This is a genomic window from Collinsella sp. AM43-1, assembly GCF_003467925.1.
Lineage (GTDB): Bacteria > Actinomycetota > Coriobacteriia > Coriobacteriales > Coriobacteriaceae > Collinsella.
The window spans coordinates 45863-51862 of record NZ_QSFR01000013.1 but is presented as its reverse complement, the minus strand read 5'-3'; the positions used below and the strand labels follow the sequence as shown (position 1 = coordinate 51862).

At 61.5% G+C, this 6000-nt stretch carries 5 protein-coding genes; 1 reads left to right on the top strand and 4 read right to left on the bottom strand.

Annotation, left to right across the window (positions count from 1 at the left end; genetic code table 11):
- Positions 1 to 73 precede the first annotated feature (73 nt).
- Positions 74 to 763 carry a DUF1015 family protein gene (locus DW925_RS07410; RefSeq protein ID WP_117583771.1) on the bottom strand — a complete coding sequence of 230 codons (690 nt, stop codon included), beginning with the start codon at positions 761 to 763 and terminating at the stop codon, positions 74 to 76.
- A 39-nt stretch (positions 764 to 802) separates the two neighbouring features.
- Entirely contained in the window at positions 803 to 2023 is a 1221-nt protein-coding gene (locus DW925_RS07405; protein WP_117629072.1) for a M20 family metallopeptidase, read from the bottom strand.
- Positions 2024 to 2246: 223 nt separating this feature from the next.
- On the opposite strand from DW925_RS07405, the gene DW925_RS07400 reads away from it, so the two are divergent.
- Entirely contained in the window at positions 2247 to 3227 is a 981-nt protein-coding gene (locus tag DW925_RS07400) for a hypothetical protein (RefSeq protein ID WP_147349527.1), read from the top strand.
- Positions 3228 to 3573: 346 nt separating this feature from the next.
- Here the strand turns inward: DW925_RS07400 and DW925_RS07395 are convergent, their stop codons facing one another.
- Entirely contained in the window at positions 3574 to 4737 is a 1164-nt protein-coding gene (locus DW925_RS07395; RefSeq protein ID WP_117790717.1) for a phosphoglycerate dehydrogenase, read from the bottom strand.
- 72 nt (positions 4738 to 4809) lie between these two features.
- A complete protein-coding gene (serC, locus tag DW925_RS07390) occupies positions 4810 to 5934 on the bottom strand; it encodes a 3-phosphoserine/phosphohydroxythreonine transaminase (RefSeq protein ID WP_117790716.1) in 1125 nt (374 codons plus the stop codon).
- Positions 5935 to 6000: the final 66 nt, after the last annotated feature.

Below are 6000 nucleotides of genomic sequence, written 5' to 3'. Positions count from 1 at the left end.
CTCTGCAATGGAATCCCCCCCCCGCCCCTTGTTTGTTTGGATGCTGGGTTTTCCAGCTTAGCGTTTGAGTTCGCTAGAACCGTGAGACCTGGTGAGTGAGCAGACCCGTCGGAACCTGCGGCGCGCTGCCGCTGACCTGCGCGGCGGGGAACAGCACGGCTACAGCAAAGTTGAACGGCTCTTTGCCAGAGTAGGCGCCGGCAGCGCGGGCCTCGTCGGCCAGAATCTGCGATGCCCCAGCCAGTGCGGCGACATAGGCGGAGTCACCGGCGAACACCGGGTCGGGCGCCTGATCGAGCATGGCACGGATGGCGGCAACGGCGTCCTCGCGCTTGACCTCCCACACGCGATGTGTGACGCCCGCGGGATCGGTGACGGCGTAGAGCGATGCGCCCTCTTTGGCAGCGCTCAAAATGATATCCATGACGGGCGACGCCTCGTAGGCGAGCGACACGGGGCGCGGCTGCACCTTGAGCTCGGCGATCGCGCGCGCGGTGGCGAGTGCGTCGATGCTCTCGGCGGCAGTCTCGTCGCCGCCCGTCAGCACGTTAACCGGGCAAATCGCCACGACGCCCGTCGCACGTCCCGGCTCGCCCGAGCATTCGTACACGTAATACGCCGCACCCGGGTCCTTGAGCATTAGGCCGTCAGCAATGGCGCCGCGCAGGGCGTCGTTGCCGCTCAGGATACCGCCCATCGCAGGCAGCGCCTCGAGCACACGGTCCTGAGCCGGGCGGATGCAGGGAAACGGAAGTGCTTTCATGGGCGGTCCTAACGCGCGAGTCGGTTTATTCGCGGCTTATTATGCCCCAACTTGGCCGCTTGCGTCCCAGAGCGTGTTATCGGCAAGCACGATGAGCACGTTTTGGCAGCGAACGATATCGGCATGGGGCACATACTCGTCGGGCTTGTGTGCGAGCGCCAACGAGCCGGGGCCGTAGCTCATACAATTGCGGTTGCCTGTCTTGCCGGCAATGACGGCGGTGTCGGTGTAGCCGGTAAAGAAGCCGACGGTCGTGTCCGCGTCCGTCACGTCATCGGCGGCACGCTTGAGCGCTGCTAGAAGGGGAGAGTTCGGGTCGCGCTCGATGGCGGGGCGGTCGCCCGTCACGGTGTAGCTGCCATGGCAACCGGGAACGGCGGCTTCGGCGACGGCGATGGCCTGCTCTACCATGCGCGTCGCGGCGGCCGTATCAGTCGGCGGGGTCAGGCGCATATCGACCCAGACCTTAGCGTGGTCGGGCACGACATAGGGACGGTAGCCACCCTCGATCTGTCCAAACGTGATGGTCGATGGCCCCAGCTCCTCATGTAAAGGTAGCGTCGCAAACGTGCGACGAAGCGAGCACGCGACCTCGGCTATGGCGGCGACGGCGTCGGCGCCCTTCCAAGGCTGGCTTGCATGCGCCGTCACGCCAGCCATTTCAATCTCGAACCACGTACGCCCCTTGTGCGCCACCTGGATCTGCCCGTCGGTGGGCTCGGTGTCCAGCACCCATTCGCGCGAGCCGACCCAGCCGGCATTGATGGCCGCCTCGGAGCCGCGCATAAAGTCTTCCTCGTCGACCGAGCAGATGAGCGAAAAGCCGCGGCGTGGCAGCGCGCCATCCGCCGCCACGCGCTCGAGCGTATGGACCAGTGCGGCAATGGCGCAGGCCAGGCCACCCTTCATATCGCAGGCACCGCGGCCATAGAGTTTATCGTCGCGCACAACCGCCCCAAGCGGTGCGATGTCTGCGTCCCAGCCATCGCCCAAGGTGACGGTATCCATGTGGCAGATATAGACCAGCCGCGGCTCGTCGCTTTGGCCCGGCACGGTGACTTTAAGGTTGCGGCGCCCGGGCAGCACTTCGAGCTCCTCAATCTGCACGGCATCGAGCGCAGAACTATCAAGTTGTGCCAGCTGCTGCTCAATGAGCCTCTTAATGAAGCGCTCAATTTCATCCTCATACGCGCCCGGGTCTGAGCTGTCGATCCGCACGAGTCCTTGCGTAAGCCGCCAGGCAAAGTCCTCATCAACCATATGCAACCTCACAATCAGTTTGCTTTCCAAACCGATTGTAAGCCTCCTGAGAGATCCGCGACGTGGGCGTGGCAGTATTTACCGTTCGCAGGCCGAGCCAGCGCGTTTGCCGTCCGAGCGGGTTCACAAGCGACGCAGCGGGTACGTACCCTTCATGGACGACATGCTGTGCGACATATCTGCCTTTCGGTATCACCGGATACCTCCACAGGTCTTGGCAATAATGCCGGACCTGCCCGATTCTGCGGACGATCCGCGCAGGGAGCACCTATGTGAGCATCCGCTCGTCACGCATTTCCTGGGCACCCCGTTACACGTGTTGGCGCAGGGCAGCTGCGGACGTAAGGGCGATCGCATTGTCAGGCATGTTTGGAACGGGGAGAGGCCGTTTGATTCCGTGCGGCAGACGGAGTTTGGCCTCGATGTTGCGTCCCCACTCTTTACCCTGCTGACCCTGGCTTCCTCGGTCTCAAACGAGCGTCTAATCATGTGCATGTATGAGATGTGCGGCACCTTTGCCGTGTGCAAGATTGCACCTCAGGTAAAGTCGGCACTTGAGCAGGCATACGGGGACCGGTGGGGTGACGCACGGTCGGGCTGGGAAAACGTAAAGGATGTCTCGGGGAATCCAACGGACTTGTGGAAACGACCTCCCTTGATCGAGCTCTCTGAGCTTACCGAGTACGTCGATAAGATCCCGGGGCTCCGCGGCGCTAAATCGTTCACGCGTGCCGCGAAATGCATTACGGGGGTGGCGGCATCGCCGCTCGAGGTCCAGGCTTCGATGCTGTTTGGCCTTACGAGGTTGCGCGGCGGCGAAGGGCTGCGCCTTACCAATAACGTCGAGATTCGCTTGACGCGCAGTGCCCGCCTGATTTCGGGGCTTGATAGGCGCTATGCCGATATTCTGCTGGCAAATAAGGACGGCAGCCGAGAGTGCCTGGTTGAATGCCAAGGTAAAGCCATACACGGATCCATAGAATCCAAGATCTCGGACTCCGATCGAACGACGGCTTTGCAAGCCATGGGATATCCCGTCGTTCTGATGACCTATGGTCAGCTGGCCGATTCCGATGCCTTCCGCGTGGTGATGGAGCTCATCATGTCCTATCTCGATGTGCCGCTGAAAGACAAGACGCCGCGGCAGCAGGAGCTCGAACGGCGGCTTCGTGAGGAGATTTTTATCGATTGGGCGGGAATGTAGCCGCGCGGGCGGAAAATGGTCGCGCGGACTAGAGTTTTGGTCGCAAAATACTTATATTTTGCCTTGGACGGGCCTTAAAAATGCTACCTAGAATAAGTTGTTTCGGAAAATGGACAGTCAACTTACATTCGGCACATAGAGACCGATTTTTACCTACTAAAGTCCCTGATAAAGCTGTTTATCAAAGCGGGTGTGCTTAGCGACTGGAGCCTCACTATCGATTATCTGAAAAAACTTGTTCTGGGTATCATTTTAAAGTCATCCGGAGCAACAAAATCGCCCCCCGTTTCGTGAAAACGGGGGGCGAATGGGCTTCGTGGTCTGTCTGGCAGGTTTGGCGCCGGCGCTACTTAATCACGCGCACGCGATACATCGACGGAATCTGCTTGAGCGCCTCGATGGTGCTGCTGTCCAGGTGCTCGTCGGTGTCGAACATGGTGTAGGCGTTCTCGCCGGCGGACTCGTTGGTCATGCGCTGCACGTTGGCGTTGTCCTTAGCAAGGATTGCCGTGATCTGGCCAATCATGTTGGGCACGTTGGCGTGCAGGCAGGCGATGCGGCTTGCGGCGCGCGCCTTGCCCATGCTGCAGGCGGGGTAGTTGACGCTGTGCGCGATGTTGCCGTTCTCCAGGTAATCCTTGAGCTCGCTAATGGCCATATCGGCGCAGTTGGCCTCGGCCTCGCCAGTGCCGGCGCCCGAGTGCGTGGTGACAAACGTGTTGGGCATCTTGACGGTCTTGGGCGTGGCAAAGTCGCAGCTAAACCAGCTCAGCTTGCCCTCGCGCAGGGCAGCGTCGACGGCGTCCTCGTCAATGATGGTTTCGCGCGCGTAGTTGATGAGGACGGCGTTGGGTGCCAGCAGGTTAATCTGCTCGGTGCTGATCATGCCGATGGTGTCTGCCTTGCTGGGCACGTGCACGGTGAGGTAGTCGCAGCCGCGGCACAGATCCTCGAGTGTGCCCACGCGCTGCACCTCGCGGCTCAGCACCCACGCGTGCTCAACGGAAATGAACGGATCGTAGCCGTAGGCGTCCATGCCCAAATCGACGCAGGCGTTGGCGACCTTGGAGCCCACGTTGCCCAGGCCGATGACGCCGATGCGCTTGCCCTTGAGCTCGCGGCCCACAAAGGCCTTCTTGGCCTTTTCGGCATCGACCTGAATCTCGGGGTCGTCGGCGTTGTTGCGCACCCAGTTCATCGACTGCACGACGCCGCGGCTCGAAAGCACCAGCATGCCCAGGACGAGCTCCTTGACGGCGTTGCTGTTGGCACCGGGGGAGTTAAAGACGACGACGCCCTTCTTGGCGTACTCCTCGACGGGGATGTTGTTGACGCCGGCGCCGCAGCGGGCGATGGCGCGGATGCCCTCGGGCAGCTCGTAGCCGTGCAGGTCGGTGGAGCGCATCAGGATGGCGTCGGCCTCCTCGGCGGTGCCCACAAACTCGTAGCCCTCGCCAAACTCGACTTTGCCGTCTTTGGTGATGTCGTCGATGGTCTTAATCTTACGCATGGAAAAACTCCTTAGCAGGTTTTGATCTAAACAGGGTGGTTTGAGATGGCTGGTCGGCCCGCGCGTTGCGGGCTAGTTAGATCGCGGACTCAAACTATGCTGCGCTTCGAAGTCCTTCATGTACGAGGCAAGTGCCTGCACGTCTTCCATGGTTACGGCGTTGTAGACGCTGGCGCGCATGCCGCCCACCAGGCGATGGCCCTTGACGTTTTGAATCTGGTGCTTGGCCGCGCCTGCGACAAAGGCCGCGTCGAGCTCGGCGTCGCCGGTGCGGAAGGTGACGTTGGCGATGGAGCGGCTGTCGGCCTGCGTGGCGCCATGGAACAGCTCGCTGTGCTCGAGCAGGTCATAGAGCAGATTGGCCTTAGCCCAGTTGCGCTCGGCCATGGCGGCAAGTCCGCCGGTTTGCTCCACCCAACGGAACACCTTGCCGCATACGTAGATGCCAAAGGTGTTGGGCGTGTTGAGCATGGAACCCTTGGCGGCCTGGGTCTTAAGGTCCATGTACTGCGGCGTCTGCGCAAAGGCAGGGCCTTTGGCGATGAGGTCGTCGCGCACGATGACCACGGTCACGCCCGCGGCGCCGGCGTTTTTCTGCGCGCCGGCGTAGATGAGTCCGTAGCGCTCGACGTCGAGCGGCTGCGACAGAAAGCAGCTCGAGACATCGGCGACCAGCGGCACATTGCCGCAATCGGGCAGCTCGTGGAACATGGTGCCAAAGATGGTGTTGTTCTGGCAGATGTAGACGTAGTCGAGCCCGTCGCCCGCGGCCTCGGCGGCAATGCGCGCGTTGATGTCGGCCATGTCGGGGATGCGGTCAAAATTGGTGTCCTCGGAGCTCGCGAGCAGCACGGCCTCACCATACTTGGCGGCCTCTTGGTGCGCCTTGTTGGCAAAGTTGCCAGTCACGACAAAGCCGGCGCGGCCGCGGCGCATGAGGTTCATGGGGATGCCCGCAAACTGCAGCGTGGCACCGCCCTGCAAAAACAGGACACGGTAGTTGTCGGGGATGCTCAGCAGGCGGCGCAGAGTTGCCTCGGCGTCGTCGATGATCTGCTGGTACATGCTAGATCGATGGCTCATCTCGAGCACGGACATGCCGCAACCGCGGTAGTCCATCATCTCGTCGGCGATCTCGGCGAGCACGCTTGTAGGTAGCGCGGCCGGGCCAGCTGAGAAGTTGTGCACACGTGCCATCTTCTAGTTCCCCTCGTAGTCGTTTGAACGTTCGGGATACTTTAGCACAGTGGAGCGCCTGGCGCG

Excerpts from the sequence above, each read along its gene's own strand:
- DW925_RS07410 (WP_117583771.1), bottom strand. The coding sequence starts at position 763 with ATGAAAGCACTTCCGTTTCCCTGCATCCGCCCGGCTCAGGACCGTGTG.
- DW925_RS07405 (WP_117629072.1), bottom strand. The coding sequence starts at position 2,023 with ATGGTTGATGAGGACTTTGCCTGGCGGCTTACGCAAGGACTCGTGCGG.
- DW925_RS07400 (WP_147349527.1), top strand. The coding sequence starts at position 2,247 with ATGCCGGACCTGCCCGATTCTGCGGACGATCCGCGCAGGGAGCACCTA.
- DW925_RS07395 (WP_117790717.1), bottom strand. The coding sequence starts at position 4,737 with ATGCGTAAGATTAAGACCATCGACGACATCACCAAAGACGGCAAAGTC.
- serC (WP_117790716.1), bottom strand. The coding sequence starts at position 5,934 with ATGGCACGTGTGCACAACTTCTCAGCTGGCCCGGCCGCGCTACCTACA.